General features: G+C 53.2%; 23 protein-coding genes and 2 pseudogenes. 13 read left to right on the top strand and 12 right to left on the bottom strand.

Features of this window, described 5'->3' with window-relative positions; translation table 11 throughout:
- The first annotated feature begins 138 nt into the window (after window positions 1-138).
- The 3 genes from EBC_RS20390 (at window position 139) to EBC_RS24735 (ending at window position 3,023) form a co-directional block, all read left to right on the top strand.
- Window positions 139-765: a hypothetical protein gene (locus EBC_RS20390; protein WP_013203750.1), complete on the top strand. Its 627-nt coding sequence runs from the start codon at window positions 139-141 to the stop codon at window positions 763-765.
- On the top strand, window positions 762-2,495 hold the full coding sequence (locus tag EBC_RS24740; protein ID WP_157868035.1) for an autotransporter outer membrane beta-barrel domain-containing protein: 1,734 nt from the start codon (window positions 762-764) through the stop codon (window positions 2,493-2,495). The genes EBC_RS20390 and EBC_RS24740 overlap by 4 nt, the downstream gene beginning before the upstream one ends.
- A 75-nt stretch (window positions 2,496-2,570) precedes the next feature.
- Window positions 2,571-3,023, top strand: a complete 453-nt coding sequence (locus EBC_RS24735) for a CaiF/GrlA family transcriptional regulator (RefSeq protein WP_049789629.1) — start codon at window positions 2,571-2,573, stop codon at window positions 3,021-3,023.
- A 183-nt stretch (window positions 3,024-3,206) separates the two neighbouring features.
- Here EBC_RS24735 and EBC_RS20375 read toward each other — a convergent pair whose 3' ends face one another.
- From EBC_RS20375 to EBC_RS20340, 8 genes are all read right to left on the bottom strand, one after another.
- Entirely contained in the window at window positions 3,207-3,899 is a 693-nt protein-coding gene (locus tag EBC_RS20375) for an amino acid ABC transporter permease (protein ID WP_013203748.1), read from the bottom strand.
- 19 nt (window positions 3,900-3,918) lie between these two features.
- Window positions 3,919-4,611: an amino acid ABC transporter permease gene (locus EBC_RS20370; protein ID WP_197535592.1), complete on the bottom strand. Its 693-nt coding sequence runs from the start codon at window positions 4,609-4,611 to the stop codon at window positions 3,919-3,921.
- A 69-nt stretch (window positions 4,612-4,680) separates the two neighbouring features.
- Entirely contained in the window at window positions 4,681-5,511 is an 831-nt protein-coding gene (locus tag EBC_RS20365) for a transporter substrate-binding domain-containing protein (RefSeq protein WP_013203746.1), read from the bottom strand.
- 16 nt (window positions 5,512-5,527) lie between these two features.
- Entirely contained in the window at window positions 5,528-6,268 is a 741-nt protein-coding gene (locus EBC_RS20360; RefSeq protein ID WP_013203745.1) for an amino acid ABC transporter ATP-binding protein, read from the bottom strand.
- Window positions 6,269-6,282: 14 nt separating this feature from the next.
- Window positions 6,283-6,849, bottom strand: a complete 567-nt coding sequence (locus EBC_RS20355) for a peroxidase-related enzyme (RefSeq protein WP_013203744.1) — start codon at window positions 6,847-6,849, stop codon at window positions 6,283-6,285.
- The gene (locus EBC_RS20350; protein WP_013203743.1) at window positions 6,846-7,328 is read right to left on the bottom strand and encodes a CMD domain-containing protein; all 483 of its coding nucleotides are present in this window, start codon (window positions 7,326-7,328) and stop codon (window positions 6,846-6,848) included. The genes EBC_RS20355 and EBC_RS20350 overlap by 4 nt, the downstream gene beginning before the upstream one ends.
- The gene (locus EBC_RS20345; RefSeq protein ID WP_013203742.1) at window positions 7,325-8,794 is read right to left on the bottom strand and encodes an NAD(P)-binding domain-containing protein; all 1,470 of its coding nucleotides are present in this window, start codon (window positions 8,792-8,794) and stop codon (window positions 7,325-7,327) included. Before EBC_RS20345 ends, EBC_RS20350 begins: the two co-directional genes overlap by 4 nt.
- 336 nt (window positions 8,795-9,130) lie before the next feature.
- Window positions 9,131-10,090: a LysR family transcriptional regulator gene (locus EBC_RS20340; protein ID WP_013203741.1), complete on the bottom strand. Its 960-nt coding sequence runs from the start codon at window positions 10,088-10,090 to the stop codon at window positions 9,131-9,133.
- Between the two features lie 254 nt (window positions 10,091-10,344).
- On the opposite strand from EBC_RS20340, the gene EBC_RS20335 reads away from it, so the two are divergent.
- Window positions 10,345-10,560, top strand: a complete 216-nt coding sequence (locus tag EBC_RS20335) for a YdgH/BhsA/McbA-like domain containing protein (protein WP_013203740.1) — start codon at window positions 10,345-10,347, stop codon at window positions 10,558-10,560.
- Window positions 10,561-10,596: 36 nt separating this feature from the next.
- Here the strand turns inward: EBC_RS20335 and EBC_RS20330 are convergent, their stop codons facing one another.
- Window positions 10,597-11,922 carry a putative bifunctional diguanylate cyclase/phosphodiesterase gene (locus EBC_RS20330; protein ID WP_041692120.1) on the bottom strand — a complete coding sequence of 442 codons (1,326 nt, stop codon included), beginning with the start codon at window positions 11,920-11,922 and terminating at the stop codon, window positions 10,597-10,599.
- Between the two features lie 662 nt (window positions 11,923-12,584).
- On the opposite strand from EBC_RS20330, the pseudogene EBC_RS20325 reads away from it, so the two are divergent.
- The 5 genes and pseudogenes from EBC_RS20325 to EBC_RS20315 form a co-directional block, all read left to right on the top strand.
- Window positions 12,585-13,202: pseudogene (locus EBC_RS20325) on the top strand (POTRA domain-containing protein); the annotation flags it as partial.
- Window positions 13,196-15,475, top strand: a pseudogene (locus EBC_RS25860) (hemagglutinin repeat-containing protein); the annotation flags it as partial. The pseudogenes EBC_RS20325 and EBC_RS25860, both read left to right, overlap by 7 nt.
- Window positions 15,476-15,877, top strand: coding sequence for a VENN motif pre-toxin domain-containing protein (locus EBC_RS26415; protein WP_456236305.1), 402 nt, complete (start codon window positions 15,476-15,478; stop codon window positions 15,875-15,877).
- Between the two features lie 188 nt (window positions 15,878-16,065).
- Window positions 16,066-16,233 (top strand): hypothetical protein, encoded by a 168-nt coding sequence (locus tag EBC_RS25855; RefSeq protein ID WP_157868034.1) that lies wholly within the window; start codon window positions 16,066-16,068, stop codon window positions 16,231-16,233.
- 319 nt (window positions 16,234-16,552) lie between these two features.
- Window positions 16,553-17,116 (top strand): Ail/Lom family outer membrane beta-barrel protein, encoded by a 564-nt coding sequence (locus tag EBC_RS20315; protein ID WP_013203736.1) that lies wholly within the window; start codon window positions 16,553-16,555, stop codon window positions 17,114-17,116.
- Between the two features lie 71 nt (window positions 17,117-17,187).
- Here the strand turns inward: EBC_RS20315 and EBC_RS20310 are convergent, their stop codons facing one another.
- Window positions 17,188-17,547, bottom strand: a complete 360-nt coding sequence (locus EBC_RS20310; RefSeq protein ID WP_013203735.1) for a diacylglycerol kinase — start codon at window positions 17,545-17,547, stop codon at window positions 17,188-17,190.
- Between the two features lie 197 nt (window positions 17,548-17,744).
- Window positions 17,745-18,869: a hypothetical protein gene (locus tag EBC_RS20305; protein WP_013203734.1), complete on the bottom strand. Its 1,125-nt coding sequence runs from the start codon at window positions 18,867-18,869 to the stop codon at window positions 17,745-17,747.
- 640 nt (window positions 18,870-19,509) lie between these two features.
- Here EBC_RS20305 and EBC_RS20300 point away from each other — a divergent pair.
- From EBC_RS20300 to spt, 4 genes are read left to right on the top strand one after another with little or no spacing between them, the layout of a single operon-like run.
- Complete coding sequence (locus EBC_RS20300; RefSeq protein WP_013203732.1) at window positions 19,510-21,243, top strand: fatty acyl-AMP ligase; 1,734 nt, start codon at window positions 19,510-19,512, stop codon at window positions 21,241-21,243.
- Complete coding sequence (locus EBC_RS20295; protein ID WP_013203731.1) at window positions 21,243-22,157, top strand: NAD-dependent epimerase/dehydratase family protein; 915 nt, start codon at window positions 21,243-21,245, stop codon at window positions 22,155-22,157. The genes EBC_RS20300 and EBC_RS20295 overlap by 1 nt, the downstream gene beginning before the upstream one ends.
- A gap of 30 nt (window positions 22,158-22,187) precedes the next feature.
- Entirely contained in the window at window positions 22,188-22,448 is a 261-nt protein-coding gene (locus EBC_RS20290; RefSeq protein WP_013203730.1) for an acyl carrier protein, read from the top strand.
- On the top strand, window positions 22,435-23,607 hold the full coding sequence (spt, locus tag EBC_RS20285; protein WP_013203729.1) for a serine palmitoyltransferase: 1,173 nt from the start codon (window positions 22,435-22,437) through the stop codon (window positions 23,605-23,607). Before EBC_RS20290 ends, spt begins: the two co-directional genes overlap by 14 nt.
- 52 nt (window positions 23,608-23,659) lie before the next feature.
- Here spt and EBC_RS20280 read toward each other — a convergent pair whose 3' ends face one another.
- Window positions 23,660-24,394, bottom strand: a complete 735-nt coding sequence (locus EBC_RS20280) for a nucleoside/nucleotide kinase family protein (RefSeq protein ID WP_013203728.1) — start codon at window positions 24,392-24,394, stop codon at window positions 23,660-23,662.
- Window positions 24,395-24,686 lie beyond the last annotated feature (292 nt).

The following is a 24,686-nucleotide window of genomic DNA, read 5'->3' as shown; positions in this document are numbered from 1 at the left end:
CAGGCCATATGTCATGGATGTTTTTTCGGAGTTAATAAGTTGTGTACTGCGTGCCTTAATTGTTTAACTGCTGAAGGGATGCAGGGTTTATTTTGATAACCCTTTGTGCGTCTTTATATGTTAAAAGGAATTTCAGTAATGAAAAAATGCAGTTTCAGTCTGAGCGCTGTCGCATTATCCGTTTTATTTAGCCTTGGCGCTACCGCGCTGACGGCTAATGCAGCAGCGATTGCTGTGCCGGATGTTAGCGCGCTGAGTAAAGATGGTAATGGACAGTATGTCGGTGGCGGTTCGGTCTTTATTGGTGGCTCTGATTTAACCTGTAGCAAAGATGTGACCGCCGGTACGGCGTGGCAGAAGATCAATATCCATACGCCAGGCTTTGATGCGCTGGTTCGCAGCAGCGGCTATCCGGATTATCTGAACAGTGCTTCGGGCGTGCTGGATTTTGACGCTAACTATCTGATTGAAAGAGGTTATCAGCGTTCTGTTCTCGGGCAGCGTCTGGCCAATTCCTTAACGGAACAGGGCTATTCACGACCAACCAACGTGGTGCAGGGACTGCGCATGGGGTCGGCGGATAATCGCTATGTTAAAACCCAGGCGGTCACCCTGTATCAGCGTGACGCCAGCGGAAATATCGAATACCAGAAAAATGCGGATGGCACTTACGTCGTTGATTCGCAGGGCCATCAGATCCCGCTGACCGTCAGCAAAACCATCGAGCTGGATCGCAATTCCGAAGCGTGCAGCTGGTGGATGTGACTGATGCCAACTCACAGTCCAACATTGCGCCAACCGTGCATGCCACCGCGCAGTCAATTTATAACAACGTGGTCAGCAGTACGAATCAAACCGTGTTGGCCAATGCCAACAGTGCCTGGACACCCGTGACCGTTAATCTGGACCAGAGCATGTTAAACGGTAAGGTCACCGGCACCACCACGCTCTTCAATCCTGTCGATTATGCTCACCAGAGCGCTGAGCGGGTGCTGACGTGGAACCCGGATTTGACCGTGAAAAACGGCTCGGTATGGAATGCCGCTGCGCGTTCTAATGGCCAGGGAACGGAAGTCGCGGTCAGCAATCTGCATGACCTGAACCTGACTGCCTCAACGCTGAATCTGGTGAACCTGAACAGCCAAACGTCGACCCTGGGCGGTAAAAATCGCTCCCAGGACCTCAGCACCGCACGCGTGGTGGTGCATAACAACCTGACGCAGGATAAAGACGTTAACGGCAACTACCTTGGCTCGCAGATTATTATTGGTGACAGTATTGTCGCTCCGCTGCTGGACCTGGGCGGCGAATATGAATGGGGTTCTCTGCAGGTAAAAGGCAGCGCTGCGGGTAATTATCTGCTGCATATCGCCAGCTCCGGCATTGAACCTTACGTTTACAACGACTATCTGGACGATGCTCAACACAACGCAGAAGTTGGCCACAGCTTTGTAAACTACAAAGACGCTAACAGCGATGCGACCTTCACCGGTAAAACTGAGCTGGGTGTATACCAGTACATCGCGTCCGATGAGTATGACGACACCTTACCGGGCGAGCGTAACGTCTACTTCAAACGCAGCGGCAAACTCTCCAACCCTGCCGCCACCGCACTGAGCATCCCGGCGGCTCAGGTCAACGTAGCAACCTTAGAGTCGAATGCACTGGCTAAACATCTGAACGCTTCGCGTAATTCTAACGATGACGGCGGCGTGTGGATTTCTTACTTCGGCGGTAAAAACGAACAGCGTGTATCTGCAGGTGCTGACTATGACCTGAAGACCAACGGCGTGATGCTGGGTGTGGATAACCGTTTCGACATTGAGAAAAACGGCAGCTGGCTGGCCGGTTTAGCCTTCAGCTCCGCGCGTTCTAACCTCAGCGTAATGAACAGCACGGGCGACCTGGATAGCTACGGTGCGCAGTTCTACCTGTCCCGTCGCTTTGAGAATGGCCTGATTGTTGATACCCAGGGCCAGTTCGATCACTTCAGCAACAGTGCCTCGGTGCGGATGCTGGACGGTCGCAAAGCGCATGCGGAGTTCTCCGGCAACGGTTACGGCCTCGGCATGAAGGTGGGTTACACCTGGGAAGACAACGGACTGTTTGTTGAACCTTACGTGAAAGCCACCGGACGCGCGTTCTACGGTGCCCACTACACCCTGACCAACGGCATGGTCGTCAACGGGAATGATTATAAATCCCTGCAGGGTGAACTGGGAGCAGATGTTGGCTACACCTTCGAGATGGGCGCCGGTCACCTGAAGCCTTACCTGCATCTGGCTGGCATCAACGAGTTTGCTGACAACAACAAAACTCGGGTGAATAACGCCACGCTGAACAACAGTATTGATGGCGCAGCCATTCAGCTTGGCCTGGGTGCCGAAATGAAAGTAACCGACAACTTTGGGGGTTACGTCGCCTATGACTACACCAAGGGCCATGATTCTGAACGACCATGGCAGACCACTGTCGGTGTGAACTACAGCTGGTAATTTTTAAATCATCGTCCCTGCCTTAGCTTATTTTGAGGCGGGGATTTTTTTCATCAGGGAAAGGAGGAACAGGATGTGGACGTAAAAGACAGAAGTACTAAGTCTCCGCTGCGTAAAGTCGTGGCGCAAAGCAACCATGACAGTGCACAAGTCCCAGAACTTCTGGAGGAGTATGCGGATAAACCTCTCTATCTGTTGATCGCGTTGTGGTGCCGGCATCAGAACAGCTGGATAGACCGACAACAAATCTCCGACGCTTTTGCGATTACCGAACGGCGGGCGACCTTTCAGATCTCCTACATTTTGCGGCACAAGGAGATGATTGAATGTCAGAGCAGAAAATCGCGGGGTGATGACACCGGGAGATTACGCTTACAAATCAAAGTGCAGGAGGTGGACTTAAACAGACCCGCGCGCAGGACGTATGCCGAAATGCCTGGGGAAGTTAAACAACCGGAGATAGCAGAAAAAGAACCCGTAAACGACTGGCGATGGGTGTTGATGCGGCAGCCGCCAGTATGCAAATGATGCCGTCCCACTACGTACCCAGCAAGCAGGTAACTTTAGCCTGACATAATGCCGGGGCGTGAATTACAGCGTTTTTACTTTTTATACTACGCCATACCAGGGCAATTTTGCTTGTGAATTACATGTAAAAAAACCAGCCCGCAGGCTGGTTTCAGGGGTGAAGAAGACCGCTTAATCTGTTTCTCAGGTGCGAACCCGCAGAGCAGCTTCAATCTTATCAGCGACCTTCGTCACGACATAGGCAATCACCATATAGAACACCACGGCAATCAGGAACGCCTCAAGATAGTAGAAGTTCAGGGCGGCGGTCAGCTGAGCCTGGGCAAAGATATCGACCACTTCAATCGCGAAGGCCAGAGAAAGCGCCTTCATGATCACCATAAACGAGTTCGCCAAATCCGGGATGGCGGCAACGATAATTTGCGGAAACAACACCCGACGGAACAGTTGGCCATTGCTGTAACCCAGTGAATGCGCGGCATCGGACTGACCACTGTCAAAGGAGTTGAGCGCACCTTTCACCACTTCGGCCTGGAACGCGGCGACACATGCGGTCAGGGCAATGATAATGATCGCCCAGTTCGGCATGGCATGCGCGTTGATTTCTACCCCAAGCAGTGAACTCATCGATTGCAGTGCCAGCGGCAAACCGTAATAGGCGAGGAAGATCACCACTACCATCGGGATGCCTTTGAAGGTGATTTTGTACACCACCACCAGTTGACGCAGCACCGGGATCTTTTTGTGTTCGATGAAGGCCAGCAAGCCACCGAGCAGCGTCGAGATAATAAAGATGGTCACCGCCATCGCCAGCGTGACCGGCACGGCATCCATAATGCTCCAGAAGTCCGGCAGCAGCACATCAAGATCAAACATATTCTGAGTCCTTATTCCTTCACACGCTTGCCGTGAACTTTATCTTGGCTGCGGCGCTTTTCGATGTGTACTTGGCATGACGCATCTCGAAGAAACGCACGATAAGCCAGGCCGCCAGGCACAGCAGGGAGTAGATCACCGCCAACACCAGATAGGTGCCGAACTGATACTGGTTATAATCCCGCTCCATAATCAGGTGCGCCGTCGCCATCACATCTGCCGCACCGATGTACATCACCAGCGCCACGTTGTGGATCAGGTAAATGATCGAGTTACCGTAACCCGGCAGAGCAATATGTACCGCCTGTGGCCCAATGATGCGCGTCAGCTTCTGGCGGAAGGTGTAACCCATGCTGTCCGCCGCATCATGCTGACCCCGCTCTACCGCAAGGTAGGCCGGGCGCATCACTTCAGACAGATAGCCACCGTGATACAGGCTGAGCCCGACCATCGAGGCGATATTGGCGGTGATAAAATCCGCCAGGCCAAACCCGCTGACGACCAGCGGCAGACCATAAAAGGCGACGAACAGTTGCAGCACCACCGGCACACTGCGCGCGTAGGAAACATAGAGATCGGCCAGCTGGCTGAGCACCGGTAACCTGCGCACGCGCAAGGTGGTGGCCACTATCGCCAGAAAGAATCCGGCGATCAGCGCGACAAACATAATCGCTAACGTCAGCGGCAAAGCCGAGAGCAGCTCGGGGATCATGGTAGAAAGATTCACGTTGAAACACTCCTGGGTGCAGCTTTGCCCGTCGGCGACAAAATGAGAACAGCCTTACTTCATGTATTTGACGACGTCTTCGCCAAACCATTTCTGTGAAAGCTTATCCAGCGTGCCGTCGGCCTTCAGCGCTTTCAGCGCGTTGTTGATGTCATCGTTCAGCGCCTGATTTTCCGCCGAGCGGTGGATCAACACATAGGTATTGTTGATGGAAATCGGTTCGCTTGCCTGGATAGCCAGCTTCTGGTTATCGATAACCGTCTGCTCACCGAGGTTGGAAGGCAGGATCAGCGCATCGTACTTGCCGTTCTGCACTTCCTTCAGGCGATCCGGATAGGGCACACCGGCGCTTGACGCTTTGATGTTCACTTTGTCGTTTGGATTTTCCTGCTGCCACTGCGTGACCAGCTTGTAGACGCCGCCGCCTGCGGTCACCGGTACGATGTTCTTACCGACCAGATCTTTCAGGGTGTTGATATTGCTGTCTTTGCGGCTGTAAATTTTCATCAGGCTGGCACCCATCGGGCTGTCCGGGATCAGGAACTGCTTGCTACGGGCTGGCGCTTTATAGAAACCGCCGGTGGCCATGTCGTATTTCCCGGTCGCCAGACCGGTTTCCTGCGCGATGTCGGCCGCGCCGGTCATCACAAACTTATACTGTGGCAGTTTGGCATTGATCGCTTTTAATACGTCAGGCTCGTAGCCTTCTGGCTCAACGCCAATCGCGCCCCAGGACAGCGGCTTGGATTCAGCAGCAGTGGCGATTTTAATGGTGCGCACGGCGGTGTCAGCAGACGCGGTGAAGCTCAATCCAGCGGAGGCCATGGCGAGCGTCACGCCGCCGATAACGGCCAGGCGACGAAAGGTAGTCTTGATTGCAGGCATGTCTTTATTCCTTTTATTAGTAGAGTGCGTGTTCAGAATTCAGGAACTGGGCGAGTCGTGGAAGGGACGGATTATCGAAAATTTCCGTCGGCGTGCCTTCAGCGGCGACAACGCCCTGGTCCATAAAGACGATTCGGTTCGAGATATTTTTGGCAAACTGCATTTCGTGGGTGACCAGCAGCGAGGTGATGCCTGACGAGGTGACGTCCTGAATCACTTTCAGCACTTCGTTAACCAGTTCAGGATCCAGCGACGAGGTCGGCTCATCAAACAGGATCACATCCGGTTTCACCGCTAACGCGCGGGCAATGCCGGTTCGCTGCAGCTGTCCACCGGAAAGCTGGGAAGGGTAGTGATCCTGTTTTGCGTCAAGGCCCACTCGCTTCAGCTCTTCCATTGCAATATCACGCGCTTCTTCTTTCGATTTGCGCTGTACGACCACCAGAGGATCCATCACGTTTTGCAGCACGGTCATGTTTTTAAACACGTTGAACTGCTGGAAGACCATTGCCGTCCGCAGGCGAATAGCCTGGATAGCCTGCTTATCGGGCGACTGATAATCCATTTTGACCTGGTCGAAGGTGATCAACCCTGAATTGGGCTTCGCCAGATAGTTTATGCAGCGCAGCAGGGTGGTCTTACCGGTGCCGCTTGGGCCGATAATCGACACCACATCGCCGCGTTTGACCGAGAGATTGACGCCTTTCAGGATCGGAGAACTGCCGTAAGACAGCTTAAGATCGTGGAGTTCAAGCATGTTGGTAGTCCTCTTTATTTCCCGGGCGTGGCATGGCCAAGCACGTGCATCAGGCGATTTGCCCAGCCAAAAATCGAAATAGCGTGGATAAGATCGATAATTTCGACGTCATCCAGACCCACAGAGCGCAATGAGGCGATGTCGTCCACCGTCGCTTCGGCAGGCGCAGCCGATAACCGGCGGGCAAAGCGATAAATTGCGGCATCGCGCGGGCCAAGCATTTCAGGTTTATCAAAATAGATCGCGCTGACCAGCTTATCGCTTTTGGTCAGTTGGGCATGACGGCGGGCGTGAACCACGGCGCAATACTTGCAGCCGTTAACGATCGACGCCCCTAATGCCCCCAGTTCCCGATCCGGACGGTTAAGCCCGCCCTCGACGTACATAATGGCGTTGAACAAAACGGTGCGGGCAACGTAGCTTTCCGGATCGTGCGCCAGCGTGCGCACGTACTCGGAAATCTTTTTGTTGGACGGCGTCACCTTCATCGCATCACGCTGTGCCGGCGTGGCGTCTTCCACGTCGACGGGCGCGATGTAAGGATGCCAGGCCAGAGGCTTCAGGCTGACCAGGGGGATCATGCGGACCTCATCAGGCGCAGGCCAGCGGCAACGCGCGTTTGGAAGTTAACAAAAGCGATCAGCTCGGACAGCGCAACGATTTGCGCATTGTTCAGCCCGGCCTGCTGCAGACGGGTCATATCGCTGGCAGCGGCCACGCTCGGGGTCATGGTGACCAGATCGGCATGGCGAACAATCGTCGCCAGCGGCTCATCCAGATCGACTTCGCCATTCGCCAGCTTCAGCAACTGTTCTGAAGGGGAAAGCGCGGCCAGCTGTACTTCATAGTCCGCCATCAATTCTTCTGCGGCATTCAGCGCGGCCATGCGGTGAGCAAGGGCCAGGCGCAAGGCCGGCGCCAGTCCCTGATTGTCCTCTGGCTGTAAAACAGACAGGCGGCAAAGCTCTGCGCCCTCCACAAATTCTGCCCGAAAGCGACGGGCCTTAAACAGCGCGTCGTCCGGTGAAAGTCCGGCAGCCTTATCTATTGCGTCGATCACAACGTGTTCTCCTGATGTAGCAAGGGGGTTGAATCAACCCATTCGTCACCCTGCAGTTCCGGGATGTCGTAAGCCACCATGCTGGCAAAGTGGGCGTCGACATCCTCTGCAAACAGCGAGGCGGTGATGCCGCGAACCAGACGATCGGCACCGGCACTGACTGCCGGAATATCACCGGAGACCTTGCCGTGCGTCAGCATCGCCGCATCATTAAAGCAGTGGATATGTGCCAGCATCGGGCAGGCACCCGGCACACGCTCGCGGAACTCAAAGGATGGGCCAAGATCCGGAGCTTCCAGCATATTCTGCCTGGCGGGTCCCATCTCGGGCTGATAGCGTCCGTCGGCCCAGTTGCGGATATGCGAGGCCAGCGCGGAAAATTCCGGGCGGCCGTTAAAGTCATTGGAAAAGCCGGTGGCCGCGATCAGAAAATCAGCCTGGCGAGGACCCTGAGTGGTTTCAATCAGCAGCCCGTCCGCCTGCTGTTTTACCGCGACGATGCCGCAGTCCAGTAGGAAGCGGGCATTGGGATGGCGCGACACGCGCAGCGTTGAAGAGCGCGGTGGTGGCGTCTGGGTGGAAGCGGTGTAGTCGACAAACTTCCACTTCCAGGCATCCGGCAACTGATGCATGCCGTGCACCACGCCCTGGCTGCCAATCCCGGTCATTTTATTGATGCGTGGCATCTCTTTGCGGCGGATCAGCATTTCTACCGAACCGGCACCCGCTTCAAGTGCGGTGGCGGCGTTATCCATCGAGGACGCGCCCGCGCCGATTACCGCCACTCGTTTGCCTTGCAGCGCGGCAAAATCAATGTCGTCCGCCGAGTGCGCCCAGTAAGCGCGATCGATACCGTTGAGGAAGTCCGGCACGGCGAAACCGCCCAATCCAGACCGTCCCGTGGCCAGAACCAGTCGACGGGTCAGCACACGGCCCTTTTCCGCGCCTTCAACATCGAGCGCGATAAATTCGCCAACCTGCGAGACGCCGGTCATGCGCACGTTGTTCTGTACCGGAAGATTGAGCACGCGGCGATACCAGACCAGATATTCCATCCACTGGCTTTTTGGGATCTTGTCCAACTCTTGCCAGGCCTGCTGGCCCCACTGCGCGGTAAACCAGGCGCGGAAGGTCAGCTGAGGCAGACCCAGCGCCGGGCCGTGCAGCGTTTTCGGCGATCGCAAGGTTTCCATGCGGGCGAAGGTAATCCACGGTCCTTCTAAACCCTGCGGGGCCGCATCATAAGCGATGACATTATTGATGCCGCTCAGCACCAGCCTGGCCGTGGCGGCCAGTCCGCACATGCCCGCGCCAATGACCACAACATCGCGTACGGCTTCGCCCTGATACTGATGCTGAGGAACCCAGGGTTTTGCGGGCAGCTCCAGAAACTCCAGATCTTGCTGAAGCTGGGCTTCCAACCCGGAAAGGCCGATTGGCAGTGGCGAAGGTGCAGGCGTTGTCATTATAAATTTCCCCGACTTGTGGTGAATTCAGTCTGTCACAAGTGCTGCGGTAAAGGCCTGGCGAAGATGAAATCCAGCAAATTTATGCCCGTGGAGAGATAATTTTATTATCTGCCTGGCGCATGATTTAGCATTCATTATCTGTCTGGCGCATGGTAATAAATCAGTTTTCGCATAATCCACTTCCCCCGGATGGGAGTCAAGCAGGGTGATTACTTGTTAACCAATGAAATTCTTATATCTTATGCTGAAAAAAGCATATGCCGCAGGCGGCGGCAGTGAAAAGGCGTGTTGAGATGAGTGGCGGGGCGTTCAGAAAAGGAGGGTGTTGGAAAATCAGTCCTGATTTATCAGCTTCATAACCCGCTGATGTTCGGTGGCCGGCAGCCGCTGGAAGGCGGGAAGCAGGTTGGCGGCTGCGGTCTCCAGCGCTTCAACCAGCGACTGAGCTGCCGCTGAGAGTTGCCGACCCTGCGGGGTGATCACCCCAAAAAAGTAGGGGATCTCTTCTTCCAGCGTGCGAATAGCGACGCCTTCCAGCGGCATTCCCCAGGCGGTGACCGGCTCCAGAATGGCGACGCCAAGACCGGCACGCACGCAGGCGAGAATATTGGCGGAGGAGTTGGTCTCGATGGTTTCATGAGGCGGGATCTTCAGCTTTTTCAGCGCCTTTTCGAAACGTCCTCGCAGGCGCAGCGGGCTCCACGGCACAATTAAACGCCTGCCAGCTAAACGACCAATGGCAATTAACTCTTCTGATGCCAGCGGATCGCTTTCTGGCAGCGCGACCACGCATCGGGATTGCCCAATCCAGTGCAAATCCACCGCATGATGTTCCAGCGGCAGGCTACACAGACCCAGATCCGCTTCGGCGGTGATCACGGCATGCGCGGTTTGTTCAGCGGACTGGCTGACAATCTGCACTTTGTTTTGCAGGCCCAGCAATGCCAGCGCCTGAGGTAACAAACCTGCGGCGAGTGCGGGCGTGGCCGCAATACTGAGTGGTCGATGCTGCTGATGGCCAATTTCATTGGCGCGCAGGCGGATTTGTTGCAGCGACAGCAGCGCTTTTTGCACGTACTGATGCAGTTGAAGCGCTTCTTCCGTGGGGTGAATGCGCGGGCCGTTACGGATAAAGAGGGGATAACCCAGCGACTGCTCCAGCTCCTGGATCAGCCGGGAAACCGAAGATTGTGAACGATCCAGCGCTTTCGCTGCCGCCGTCACGCTGCCAGATGAGATGACATTGGCAAAGGCTTCCAGCTGTCGCAAATCAAGGTCATGTAAAGTTGTCATCCCGCCGAAGTCCCTAACTGGTTGATAAGTCCCAACAAGCATGTGGGAAACCTTCTCATCATAGAGAGACTCTGGAGAATAATCTACATCAGGCCCAAGCCTGAAGCCTCCACGTGCGTGATTAGGATGTTAATAATAGATAGCAAGATCACAATAACAGCACTAATTGTTACTACACTAATAATAACTTGGGTTATGATTGTTTCATCGGAGGCAAACAAACCTCCAAAACAAATAACTTAAGGATTACAACCATGAAAACCATCAAAACACTGTCACTTGCCGCTGTAGCCGCTCTTTCCCTGATTTCATTTGGTAGCTTCGCGCAGAGCGTCTCCGTTACCTCATCGACTCTGGACGGCGCTGAAGCTAAAATCGCTGCACAGGCACAGCAACACGGCGAGCAGTACAAAATCACCAGTGCTAACACCAATAACAACGTGTATATGACTGCAGAATTGTACAAATAAGGAAGGGTTGCATACGGAAGTGTCGCAAGAGGCCGCCTACGGGGCGGCCTTTTTGTGGGTAAATTCCCTGAAATCCGCGATGCTTAACGGGCGGGAGAAGTAAAAGCCCTGAAATGCAGTGCAGCCAAAACTCTTCATCAACGACCATTGTTCCGGTGTTTCAATCCCTTCTGCCAGCACCTCAAGTTTCAGATCGAGCCCCATTCGCGCAATATGCCTGGCGATAACGGCGCCTTTCATGCTCTCTTTCGCGCCAAACACGAAACTACGGTCGATTTTTATTTGCTCAAGTGGCAGGCGGCGAAGGTAACTTAATGATGAAAAACCGGTACCAAAATCATCCAGCGAGAATCTAAATCCTGCATTCGATAGCGCAGTCATTTTTGCCACCACGGTTTCAATATCAGAGGCAAAAACGCTTTCGGTGAGTTCAATCTTCACCAGTGAGGGGGTGATCTGCGCGATTTTGGCCTGGTTCAGCAGGCTTTGAACAAAGTCTGGCTTCATCAAATGGTCGACGGTGACATTAATAGATAGCGTCAGGTGACTGGTTTTGGGATCCAACCGCCATTCCGCTAATTCTTTAAATGCATTCACGATCACCCATTCACCCACCGAAGGCATCAGCCCGGCTTGCTGCGCATCGGGAATAAATTCCGACGGTGGAACCAACCCTTTTTTGGGATGATTCCAGCGTAACAGCGCTTCGGCCCCAGAAATATGACCCAACGAATTAAGCAGCGGCTGGTAATAGATAACGAATTCGTCGTTATAAATCGCATTCTGAAGAGATCGGATTTTTTCGCTTCTGCGCGAGAAATCTATATGCATGGCGACGATGCCCCCAGAGAGGATAGCGGTCGACAATATGCCGTTAATCCAGGGGAGAACCGCTCTGAGTTCATGCGGAATAGGTTCTGCGAAAGGGAAGACCAAATTGGCTGCACTAAATACGCTGAACGTCGCCAGCGAGAGTAATATTATGAGCAATTGCAGCAGACTCTTCTGCCTTTGGTAATTGATATAGCCAACCAGCGCTATCGTCAGAAGATAAAGGTGGGTTGTTCTTGGTGCATCAATTTCAGGGATGTCAAAAAATAAACAGAAATAGATGGCGTAGGCAATATGAACTATCTGAGCAAGCATCAGACCTGCCGAAAAACTTCTCTTTTCCGTTACGCCCCAGCAGATAATTGCGGCAATAATCAGGAGGATATCTGAAGAGGCCATCGACCATTCATGCAAAATAAGAAATACCGTACACCAACCACATATCACGATTAAACCAATAATAAAGGCGGAACGGCACATAAAAGCGAGATGTTCTTCACCCGGAGATTTGACAACTCTTTGCTTGGGCATGGTGCAGATGACTCCACTTCTGTAATAAATTAACCCTCTGAAATTAGAGTTTTGAGGTGAGGATCAGAGGCGAGATATGAGAGATTTAAGTCAAATAATCGTTAGGAAAAGTCGTCGCCTGGTGGCATTTCTGTGGATGACGGAAACACTTTAGCATCATTCTATTTCCTTTTAGAACACTTTATGTATGAATTAATTATGAAGTGAAAGGCGTTCTTATCTCAATCCGCGTATAAAATATTTCAATGAATAGAATAAGTTAAGACTGAGAGGCTGACGCTAAAATCGGCTTGAGCACTTATACCAGACTGTACAGCTTTTGATCAATATTTTCGTAAGGGTATTATTTCACGGTTTTAATCATGGTCAGATTCGCGATCTTTTAATTTTTAAACCTGTTTCGAAAACCGCTGTTTAATTGCTTCTATTGGTCGCCAATAAACGTCTGAAACTGTGGATTAGGACGCTGCGGCAGACTCTTTAGGATAAGACTGAGGCCGCGAAATTTAGCTTAAATATCGTTGCGTTCCCGTTCACCTGTGCTTATTGTGTGAGCGATTAGTGCCAGTGAGATCAAGAGGTCAATGTCTCATCAGGCGTTAACCAGGGCCCCTGGAAGGAATCTGCGGGTCAGATAATTTTTCTATAACAAGGATTGTTATATGTCATTACATTCCCCGCGTTTAATCTGCAGCCGCTACGCGGTGCTATTGGCGATTTTCTCTGTTTTTTTTGGGCCAAATGACACCCTCGCCGCGCCTGGCGATGAACCGCTTGTTCTGCAACAGCAGCGGCAAAAAGCGCTGGAGCAGCAGCTCACACCGCCAACACCCGACGTGCGCCTCTCGCCGCCTGCGTCCAGCTTCAGCCGTATTCAGTTTCCACAGGAAAACCCCTGTTTTCCAATCGATAAGGTGGTGCTCAGCGGCAAAGACGCCTTACCGCACTGGCTGCCGCTGCGGCTCATCACCCGTCAGGCCACCGGTCAGTGCCTCGGCGGTCAGGGCATTAACCTGCTGATGAGCGCGCTGCAGAACCGCCTGATCGATCATGGCTATATCACCACGCGGGTACTGGCGCCGGCCCAGGATCTGACCAGCGGCGAGCTAAAGCTGGTGATTGTGCCCGGCAAGGTGCGCAAGGTGGTCCTGACGCCGGGCAGCGACCGTTACGTTTCGCTGTACGCTGCCTTCCCGGCCCATGCCGGCAATCTGCTTGATTTACGCGACATTGAGCAGGGGCTGGAAAACTTGCAGCGGCTGCCGACGGTGCAGGCCAGCAGACCCGCTGGTATGCCAAAAAGACACGACAACCGTTAGGCCCAACCAAAACCTCGCAGGGTAAAGACAGCAGTGAATATGATCCGGAGCCTGTCGTGCAGACCATTGATTTGCTTACCCTGGCCTGGCAGGGCAATGAGCCGGTGAACGGTAGCGGGACATCCACCGCCAGCCGTCAGCCCGCAGGCATCACGGTGGCGGTTGTCGATCCTGGCGCCGTGTCTGCCCCGGCCGGGCAGACACCCGTTACGCTGCCGCCAGGGCAAATCATGGAAATTGTTCAGCCAGGCAGCGATAACAGCACCATCCGCGCGATAGCGCCGGACACGAAACTGCCGGACAACAGCCTGTTCCAGCTACATCCTGACAGTAACGTTGGTTATCTGGTGGAGACCGATCCGCGCTTCACCAACCAGAAACAGTGGCTCGGCAGCGACTATATGCAGAACCAGTTCACCCAGGATCCGAATAACGTGCTGCGCCGTCTGGGCGATGGTTACTACGAGCAGCAGCTGATCCGCAGGCAGGTCATTGCGCTGACGGGCAACCGCTATCTGAACGGCTACAGCAATGACGAGGCGCAGTACCGGGCGTTGATGGACGCCGGCGTGCTCTTTGGCAAAACATACAGCCTGACGCCAGGCGTGGCGCTGTCGGCGCAGCAGATGGCCCTGTTAAGCAGCGATATGGTCTGGCTGGTGACGCAGACGGTTAGCCTGCCGGACGGCAGCACGCAACAGGTTCTGGTGCCGCAGCTGTATGCCCGCGTGAAACCGGGCGACCTGGACGGCAGCGGTGCGCTGCTGTCGGGCAACGGCGTGTCGCTGGCGGTCAGCAACGATCTGACCAACAGCGGGCACATTACCGGCCGGACGGTGACCCAACTGACGGCGGATAACCTGAATAACAGCGGCTTTATCGGCGGTGATAAGGTTGACCTGCGTGCCCGCACCGACATCAACAACATTGGCGGCACGCTGCAGGGCGGCAGTAGTCTGACCGCCATTGCCGGGCGCGACCTTAACAGCATCAGCACGCTGGGCGGCAGCGCGGGCAACATCACCTTTGACCGTCCGGCGGGCATTTACGTGCAGGGTGAAAACGGCACGCTCGGCCTGCAGGCGATGAATGATATCAACCTGACCGCGGCGCAAATCAGTAACGCTGGCGCGGGCAGCCAGACGCAGATTATTGCCGGGCACGACCTCAACCTGAACACCCTGACCACCACGGGCAGCGAAAGCGGCGACTGGGGCGGCGGCAATTCACGCAGCCTGACGCAGAGCATGGAGGTGGGCAGCCAGATTAACGGCGGCGGCGACGTGTCGCTGCTGGCTGGCAACGACCTTAACGCGCGCGCGGCGGCGGTTACCGCGCAGGACAGCCTCAGCGCGGTGGCGGGCAACGACCTTAATCTGACCAGCGGCAATGCGACTTACCACCTGACGGAAGACAGCCACCAGAGCAGCGGCGGGTTGCTGTCGCGGAAATCGGTCACCACTCACGACGAGGTGCAGAGTCAGACCGCGATCGGTAGCAGCTTCAGCGGCGACAGCGTGTCGCTGCAGGCGGGGCGCGATCTGACACTCAGCGGCAGCAATGTTGTTGGTACCAATGACGTGGCGCTGTCGGCAGGCCGCGATCTGACCCTCACCACCGCAGAAGAAATGCGGCAGGAAAATCACCAGTATAAAGAAACCAAAAGCGGGCTGTCCGGCACCGGAGGCATCGGCTTCACGGCCGGCAGCAGCTCACTGAAGGTGACCGACGATGCGTTATCCCACAGCAGCGCGGGCAGCACGGTGGGAAGCACCAACGGCAATGTCAGCCTGACCGCCGGCAACACCTTGACGGTGAAAGGCTCTGACCTGCTGGCCGCTCAGGATCTGACTCTGAGCGGCAGCGAGGTGAATATCCTCGCGGCCGAAAATCAGAGCACGCAGAAGCACACCGTGGAGCAGAAGCAGAGCGGCCTGACGCTGGCGCTGTCGGGCGTGGTGGGCAGCGCAATCAATTCGGCGGTGACCATGGCAACCGATGCCGGCAGTGAAACCAGCGGGCGGCTTGCGGTGCTCAAGGGGATGCAGGCTGCACTGACCGGGGTTCAGGCTTATCAGGGGGCGTCACTGGCAGAGGCCGGGGGAAGCGCGGGAAGCCTGGTGGGGGTTAACCTGTCGTATGGCAGCCAGTCGTCAAAATCTGAACAGACGATGACGCAGAACCAACACCAGGGCAGCCAGCTGACGGAATCGGAAAGGCAGACGGTAAGCGCGCTGGCAACGCTGGTCGCAGGTCTTTCAGGTGGGTTGATCGGAGACAGCAGTGCGGATGCTGTATCTGCAGCCCAGTCGGGCGAAACGACGGTTGAGAATAATCTAATGGCTGGGAATGAGCAGTCGCAGGCGAAGTTTGTACAAGAACACGGTAAGGATGTGCTGTCCTGTTCAGATAATCCAACATCAGCCAGCTGCCAGCGTGGTGAGGCGGTTAATAAAGCGATTGCTGGCGCGTTGGCAACTGGAGGCGTGGCATCTATAACTGCGCCAGCACAGGCGATGTGGGCGCTGGGTGCAGGGCTTAACACAGTTGCTCAGTACGCCGATGATGGTACGGGGAACCCGGTAAACTCAATTGTGGCTGGCTGGACAAACGTTATCACCATCGGAAATGGGTGACAGGCGGTTGGAATCCTAAGTTTAATCCTGAGCTTTTAAAATATACCGAAGTTGAAGGACCACTGGGGATCTCTAAGTAAATGCTACCGAGAAAATTCCCCGTAGCATAGGAAATATTGGAGCTTAAGCAATTTCAGAGGGGAGCGCAAAAGCTGCTGAGAAGGCACGCAAAAAATCAGGAGAGGTAAATGAAAAATGATCTTAATCTCAGGGTGATTCAATCATTGTTTAACTTAGTTGCCACTGTGGTTTTTATAATTGTTGTTTCTGTTATAGGAAAGGTTTTTTTCTCATTACTACTTTGGCTCTTTGGGGAAGGGTTTGTTATCACCTCGCAGGATGTTTACACGGAATAAAAGTTGGATCTTATACAGGAGGTGTCGGGGGGCGGGGCTTGCCTTACTTAGTTTTTTTAAAGTAATAAAATTTTAAACTTTTGGCATTTTTTAATACCACTTGGTTAAGAGGTTGTTACTTCTATTAGCCAATATCCATGACCAAACAAAAAGCCTTGACACTACAACGGCTAAGTTCCACAGTTCGGCTGCCCGGGGATTGGGTGGGGTTGACCCAGGCGGTTTCTACAACGGGAAGTAAAGTTCCCGGTAAGAGAACCCCGCATTAATATTCCTGAAAGGAATGATGAGCACAATTTTTATTAATTAAGGATGATTTATGAAAACAACGATTATCTCTCTGGCTATTTTAACTGCCATTAGTACCGCGACTGTTGTGCACGCCGCAGCCCACACCATCACCCTGGGATATGCGCAAAGCAAAGTACAGGATTTTAAAAACATCCAGGGGGTTAATGCGAAATATCGCTACGAGTGGAACTCTCCTCTCAGTATCATAACCTCATTTACCTATTGGAATGGCAGTAATGACGGTCATTATTCAAACGTCAATAATACTATCTATCCAGAAGTTGATGTAAAGTATTATTCTTTAGCCGTCGGTCCGGCATATCGTATCAATGACTTTTTCAGTCTCTATGGTTTAGTTGGCGTGAACTATAACAAAGTTAATTACAGCTATGACTTGGAAAAATTTGGCCTGGGAAATTCAAGCAGTACGAGTGACAATAAATCTACCAACCTGATGTATGGCGCGGGTGTGCAAATCAACCCATGGAATAATCTCACCATCGACGTGGGTTATGAGGGTTCAAGAGTCACAGACGGCGTTACGGACTACGCAGTGAATGGATTTAATGTGGGTGTTGGCTACCGCTTTTAAGTCGCGAGCGCACTGTTAAGAAGAATCCGGCCATGTGCCGGATTTTTTCTGCGCTTTTAGGGTATTAATCGCTAAAAGATAACGCTCAGCCAAATGATGATCGTCATCACCACGGCGACTAACTGTGCCGCACCGCCAATATCTTTGGCGCGTTTAGAGAGGGGATGAATCTCTAAAGAGATACGATCAACCACCGTTTCAATGGCGGTATTCAACAATTCCACGATCAGCAAAATAAAGCAGGTGGCAATTAACAGCAGTCTTTCTGTTTTTGTGATGTCCAGAAAAAATGTAATGATCAGTAAGAATGCGTTAATGATGATGAGTTGGCGAAAAGCATCCTCGGTGAAGATGGCATCTTTCAAACCTTCCCAGGAATTATTGACGCTGCTGATGAAGCGATTGATGCCTTTTTTCTTTTCAAAGGACATGCGTTTACTCTTATAAATGAGTTTGAATTACCCTACCGAATTAATAACGTCAGGTGAGTTATTTGGGGCTTTTAATGATTAATTATTTTAATTAATCATCTCCCGGCGATATTCACTTACAGTACAGTGCCACATGGCCGGCTGCGGGTAAGCAACACCGCCGCGAGAGTCGACGGTAAATAGCGTCTGCAGATGGCTCAGAGCGTCTTTTCAAACAGGCGATAGCGCTTATAGGGCACCGCACCAATGCGCTCCAGAATCGTTCGCATGCCGGTGTTGGATTCCAGGATCCACGACATCTCCAGCGCATCAATATTGCGTTTTGCAAAGGGATCTCGTAACGCCTCAATCAGCAACAGCGCCATAATTGGCCCCATCCGACTGAACTGGAAATCATGGCGAACCCCCATCAATGGCACCCGCGCTGTGCGCACGCCGCTGACCTTCAGTCGCCATAACAGTTTTGCCCAGCCGAAGGGGAATAGACGGCCCTCTAAGCCAGCGATAGCCTCGTTAATATTTGGCAGGCCAACGATAAATGCGCAGGGCAACGAATCCACTTCGGCGATATAAATCATGTCGTCAGGCACCAGATATTTCAGCTGATCGCCCATGGTGGCGAATTCGTGTTCCGTGAAGGGCACAAACCCCCAGTTATTCTGCCAACCGGAGTTGAAGATTTCCCGCAGCACCTGCATTTCTTCGGCAAACTTCTTACGATTAAGGCGACGAATGCTCACCTTTTTTCTCATCTGAGACATCAGCTTAGTCAGCGAAGGTTCAAAATGCAGATCGGTGCGTTTCATCCAATAGGCCAACAGATCAATGCCTTGTGCATAGCCTTGCTGTTCAAGGTAATTAGCGTAATAGGTTTTGCCGTGCGTCATCAGAGCAGAAGGCGGCGTATTAAATCCCTCGATTAATAAGCCGCTTTCCTGGTTGATATTCATGCTGAAAGGGCCGGTAATCTTTACCGCCCCTTTTGACTTCAGCCAGGCTTCGGCGGCCGCGAATAACGCCTCGAAAACCGCCGGATCGTCAATCGCATCAATCATGCCGAAATGCCCGGTATCCTGGCCATAACGTTCACGATGCAGACTGTCGATTTGTGCAGTAATTCTCCCGACAACCTTACCGTCTTTTTTCGCCAGAAACGCCTGCCACTCAATATGTTCAACGCTTGGGTTTTTCTTTGAAAGATGCTCCTCACGCTCAATAAACAGCGGATCAATCCAGTTGGGATCGTCGCGGTACAGTGAGGAGGGAAAAGCGATAAATGCCTTCAGATCGCGCTTGTCAGCGACTTTTTCAATGTGAATCATAAAAAACCTTTAATTATTTTCGTCTGTTCGAAGAAGCCCGTGGCTATCTGGCAGGCAATATTGAGTGCTTTACGCGATGAATAAACAGAACTGAATACTGATGCGTTTGATGGCAAAAGCATTATTTGTTAATAAGGATCCGGATTCACGCTGGGCAGTATTATTTTGAACATTACGTGCTTATGAAATTATTGGCAGAGTCCATCCGTTACTGGTTAAGCAATTTATGCTTTTGCGCTTTCGTGCTATTAGTTTTGTAAAGACCCGTGAGCGTTTTTAGTCTACTGAGTTTCTTTTGCTGGAGTGCGGCTATTTTTTATCACTTAATGCTTTTGTCATAATCATCGTGAATCAGCTATTCACTTTTAACCGGCTTCCGGCTACTGTTTATGAAGTGTTTAGGTTCAGTAATGAACATGTGAAGGTGCTGGAATATACCCTGGCATCCTGAATATGAATGCCAGTGAGACTCTTTTTCTTTAGTAATGGGTGGTTTGCGAATGCAAAACTGCCTGCGAAGCTAATGGCGGAATAAAAAGAGTTAAATAACGGATTATAAAAAATTTCATAATAAAACTTCAACTCTCTCGCCAACCCTGCCTGTCGCATTTGGTGATTTGAATCTATGGCTGATTTGTCTATGTCTGAAACACGCTCAACTCACTCTCTTCCTATGCGCTATGCCGATTTTGGCTCTCTGGTGGAGGCGTTAGATTACGCCGCCCAGGGGAGCACAGGAATGAACTTCTACGACCGGCGTAATCAACTGGTTTCCGTGCTGGAATACCGGACGCTCAAAGAGCGGGCGATAAGCGGCGCTCGTCGTTTGCTGTCGCTGGATCTGAAAAAAGGCGACCGCGTTGCGCTGATCGCAGAGACCAGCGTCGGTTTTGTCGAAGCGTTCTTTGCCTGCCAGTATGCCGGCTTAGTCGCGGTTCCGTTGGCCATTCCGATGGGCATCGGCCAGCGGGCGTCGTATATCGTCAAGCTGAAAGGATTGATTTCCAGCTGCGCGCCGGCGGCGATTATTAGCAGTGACGAGTGGGTGCCGTTAATCAGCTCAGCCACAGAGAATGCACCGCCTCCGCATATTCTCAGCAATGCCGAATTCAATGCCCTGCCGGAACGGGATATTGCGTTAACAAAACCGTCCGCCGACGATATTGCCTACCTGCAATATACCTCCGGCAGCACGCGTTTCCCGCGCGGCGTGATTATTACCCAGCGTTCCGTGATGGCCAATCTGCAGGTTATCAGCCATGACGGCATTAAATTACGCGCTGGCGACCGCTGCGTGTCCTGGCTGCCGTTTTATCACGATATGGGGCTGGTCGGTTTTCTGCTAACGCCAGTGGCGACGCAGCTTTCAGTGGATTATCTGCGGACGCAAGATTTCGCCATGCGGCCTTTACAGTGGTTAAAGCTGATCGATAAAAACCGTGGCACGGTCACCGTCGCGCCACCTTTTGGCTACGATCTGTGCCTGCGTCGCAGCAACATGAAAGAGCTGGCCGGGCTGGATCTTTCCAGCTGGCGCGTGGCCGGCGTCGGCGCGGAACCTATTCCTGCCGAGCTGCTTAAGCAGTTCGGGGAGCATTTCAGCGATCTTCATTTCGACCCTGACGCTTTTATGCCTTGCTACGGCTTAGCTGAAAACACTTTGGCGGTGAGTTTCTCGGAAGAGAACGCCGGTGCGCAAATTCATGAGATCGACCGCGAAGTGCTGGAATACGAAGGCCGCGCCGTCGCGCCAGGCAAAAATACGCTGGCCACCTCCTCATTTGTGAATTGCGGCAAGGCGTTGCCTGGTCATCGCATTGATATTCGCAGTGAGAATGGATCGGTGTTGCCGGAACATCAGGTCGGGCATATTTATATCGCCGGCCCCAGCCTGATGAACGGTTATTTCCGTGACGATGTCTCGCAGCAAATGATCAAGGCGACGGGCTGGATGGATACCGGCGATTTGGGTTATCTGTCAGGCGGAAACCTTTACGTCACCGGCCGCAAGAAAGACTTAATTATTATTCGTGGCCGTAATATCTGGCCGCAGGATATTGAATACGTTGCCGAAGCGGAGCCGGAAATTCACGCCGGCGATGCAATTGCGTTTGTCACCGAAGAGCACGGCGAGGGCGCCAGAATTATTTTGCAGATCCAGTGCAGGATCGGTTCTGAGGAGCGCCGTGAGCAAATTGTTCACTCGCTGTCGGCCAGCATTCAAAGCGAATTCGGCGTGGCGGTGGATATCGAACTTTTGCCGCCTCACAGTATTCCACGCACTTCCTCGGGTAAACCGGCGCGAGCAGAAGCCAAAAAGCGCTGGTTATCCGCCGCCCTTTATCCTGCTGTGCAGTTGGCTGGGCTGGCCTGATGAGCACCACGGTCGCAGTGACGGGCGCAACGGGTTTCATTGGGAAACACATCGTCGGGAATCTGCTGTCGCGGGGCTTCAGGGTGCGGGCCTTAACCCGCACGCCGCAACCCTCCACCGATGACAATCTGGTGTGGATCCAGGGCTCGCTGGAAGATCAGGCTTCACTCTGGGAGCTGGTGCGCGGTGCGACCAGTGTCGTTCACTGCGCGGGGCAGGTGCGGGGCAGTTCGCAAGATACCTTCACTCAATGCAACGTTAACGGCAGCGTCGGCCTGATGCAGGCGGCCCGGTTAAGCGGCAGCTGTAAGCGATTCCTGTTTATGTCGTCTCTGGCAGCCCGCCATCCTCAGCTGTCCTGGTATGCGCGATCGAAATTTGTCGCCGAGCGCGAGCTGACCTCAATGGCCGTTGGCATGTCTCTGGGCATATTTCGCCCGACGGCTGTTTACGGGCCTGGTGATAAAGAGCTGAAACCGGTTTTCGACTGGCTGTTACGCGGCGTGCTTCCCCGGCTGGGCTCACCCGAAGCGAAGCTGTCGTTTCTGCACGTCAGCGATCTTGCCGAAGCCGTCAGCCAGTGGCTGGTTGCCGACGTGCCGGAGACGCAAACCTGCGAACTCTGTGATGGCGTGCAGGGCGGATACAACTGGCTGCGATTGAAGGCGATCGGTTCAGCGGTGCGCGGAGGTCCGGTGCGGCTGCTGGGCGTGCCGTTGCCAGCGCTTAAATTCTTCGCCGACGTCAGTATGTTGTGGAACCGGCTGGCCAGAACTGAGCCGATGCTGACGCACAGCAAAATCCGCGAATTAACCCATCAGGACTGGTCGGCAAGCAACACATCTTTATCTGAAACCATTCACTGGTTTCCAGAGGTCAGTCTGGAACGCGCGCTGCGTGAAAGACTGTTTTAATTCTTACGAGTAGAGGTTTTCAACGTTCTTATGCTAAATCGCGACGAAGTGATGGATTATATTCTTACCTGCTTACAGGACATCGTAAAGGGCGGGGTGGATGTCAGGCCGGACAGCGATCTCGTTAACGATCTTGGCCTGGAATCCATCAGAGTGCTGGATTTGCTGATGATGCTGGAAGACAAACTGGATATTTCTATTCCGATTAATATTCTGCTGGATGTCAGAACGCCTGAGCAATTGCTTGTCGCGCTGCAACCTCACCTGGAGAGCGCCAATGGGTCTGTATGATAAGTTTTCACGCCTCGCGGGTGAGCGTGAGCAATTCCAGACGTCCGGACTGAATCCTTTTGGAACCTGTATCGATGAGATTTACTCCGCGACGGAAGGGCGCATTGGCGACCAGAAAATTGTGCTGGCCGGAACCAACAATTACCTTGGACTGACCTTTGATGCGCAGGCCATTGCTGATGGTCAGGCCGCTTTAGCCCTGCAGGGAACCGGCACCACCGGCTCGCGTATGGCAAACGGCAGCTACGGTTCACACCTGGCACTGGAGCAGGAGCTGGCGACCTTTTTCAACCGCCCCTGTGCCATCGTTTTCTCCACGGGCTATACCGCTAACCTCGCCGTCATCAGCACCCTTGCGGGCCCTGGCGCGGTGGTGCTGATTGATGCCGACAGCCACGCCAGTATTTATGATGCCTGTGCGTTGGGCGGCGCTGAAATTATTCGTTTCCGTCACAACGATGCTAACGATCTGGAACGCCGGATGGTCCGTCTGGGCGAACGGGCAAAAGAGGCGATCATCATCGTCGAAGGCATTTACAGCATGCTCGGCGACGTGGCTCCACTGGTGGAAATTGTCGATATCAAGCGCCGGTTTGGCGGGTATTTGCTGGTCGACGAAGCCCATTCCTTCGGCGTGATGGGCGAAAACGGTCGCGGTCTGGCCGAAGAGCTGGGTGTGGAAGAAGAGGTCGATATTATCCTCGGCACCTTCAGCAAAAGCCTGGCCTCGATTGGTGGCTTTGCCGTGGGCAGTAAAGCCATGGACGTGCTGCGCTACAGCAGTCGCCCCTATATTTTCACCGCGTCACCTTCGCCATCCAGCATTGCTTCGGTGCGTGCCTCCCTGCAGAAAATCGCGCAGCAGCCTGAATTACGCAAAAAGCTGTGGAGCAATGCCAACCGTCTTTATAACGGGCTGGCGCAGATTGGTTATGAGCTGGGGCCACGGATCAGTCCGGTGGTGCCGGTGATGATCGGCTCGAAAGAAGATGGCCTGAATTTCTGGCGCGATCTGATAGCGAAAGGGGTTTACGTCAACCTGGTTCTGCCGCCGGCGGCGCCGTCTGGCGTCACGCTGCTGCGCTGTAGCGTCAATGCGGCACACAGTGATGAAGAGATCGATAAAATCATTCAGGCGTTTGCGGAACTGAAAAAGTAACCGCGCATTCCCTGCTCATGCATGAGCAGGGAATGCAGGATGAAAGCGGAGGTTATTGCGAGTGGGCGACCGACTCACCTTCATAAACCGGCACATAACCCTGGGCGGCCATGAATTCAGCGATAGCTTTTTCCGCCGCGGCAATCACCTGATCGACAGGTTTATTGGCATCAATATCAACCAGCTGTGCGCCTTCAAAAGTCAGTAGCGGTGTGGCAGCCACTTTTTTGCTGAGTTGTTCGCGGCGGTGATCGGGCTTACGTGCACAGGCCACATCGAGATCAACATTCAGTTTGATCACCAGGTCCGGCTTATGTGCGGCCATCCACCTGAAGGCAGAACGCTCGCGCCCGGCCATCCATTTTACCAGGCCGTTGCCTTTGGTGTCTGGCGGGAACACCGTTCCGTCATAGGCACCGGGAATTTGCGCCTGAGGAAAACGGTCGGTTAAGACCATCAGCCCTTGTCGACGATAAGCCAGCATGCGGCGAAAACGTAATAAACGGCGAACGACAAAGGTCATTATCACCACCGACGGCAACAGACCCAGTTTGGTCTTTTTCGTTTTGACTTTTTTGGTATTGCGCTCAATAGCGCGTTCGAAGGATTTGCCCATTAATGGCAGTTGTGAAACGGCGCGTCCGACATTACCGGCCTGTTTACCGAGGTGAACCCTTACCGCAGGACCATATTTTTTGACATGGACAATCAGATGTTCGCAGACAGTAGACTTTCCGGAACCATCACTGCCAATTACCGCAATAAGCGGCGGGAGTCTGGAGGTCATAATACCTTGCTCTTTATCAACACTGAATGAAATGTACCATTTTGACCGCAAGAAGTCGTTAGCGCGCCATGGTTATAAAATGCTAATTGTTGACGGGTCTGGGTACGGGAAATTAAATCAGGCGGTTGGGTTTTTACTGAGTGATTTATTCTGTTTTTGATCGGGTAAATATACGTATCAGGGCATGAGTTTGTGAATTTTAGAGCACGAAATAATAAGAAAAATAGCATCAAAAGACGGTTGAGATGCCCGCTTGGCCGGTATTTAACAATACCTGCTACCCGGCGATAAA

Origin of the sequence: Erwinia billingiae Eb661 (genome assembly GCF_000196615.1) — a bacterium.
GTDB lineage: Bacteria > Pseudomonadota > Gammaproteobacteria > Enterobacterales > Enterobacteriaceae > Erwinia > Erwinia billingiae.
The sequence above is the reverse complement of the archived record's forward strand: the minus strand, read 5'-3'. Positions and strand labels throughout refer to the sequence as shown.